This is a genomic window from Bacillus sp. 05T31, assembly GCF_056396725.1.
Genome location: NZ_JBFTMA010001511.1, coordinates 1 through 363, shown reverse-complemented (window position 1 = coordinate 363; position 363 = coordinate 1). Strand labels below are relative to the sequence as shown.

1 pseudogene is annotated in these 363 nt (G+C 32.8%); it reads left to right on the top strand.

Going from position 1 to position 363, the window contains the following annotated elements:
- Positions 1-363: pseudogene (locus AC1DJR_RS34110) on the top strand (hypothetical protein); the annotation flags it as partial.

Below are 363 nucleotides of genomic sequence, written 5' to 3'. Positions count from 1 at the left end.
TTTCTGTTGTGATAAGCATGAAGAAGATAAGTTAGTAAAGTGTACAAACATCACCAGTACTCGTCATGATAAATATAAAAACTCTACTGTTATAGAAGCATTTGAAAAATCAAATCCTGGAAGTTACATATTAGGCAGATATATAACAGAGCCCCAATATTTTGAGACATATATGAAAAATACACCCATGAATCGTGCTGGTTTATATGAGAATGCTATCGAGCTTGTAGAATACAAAAATCATTTCAAGGTAGCAGACGGAAATCATCGTGTTCTATTTGCGAAAGTCGTAGGGATTCCAGAATTATATGCCACTGTAACCGTGTATAAAGATTCTCCTCAAAAAATTAAACTATATGAAAA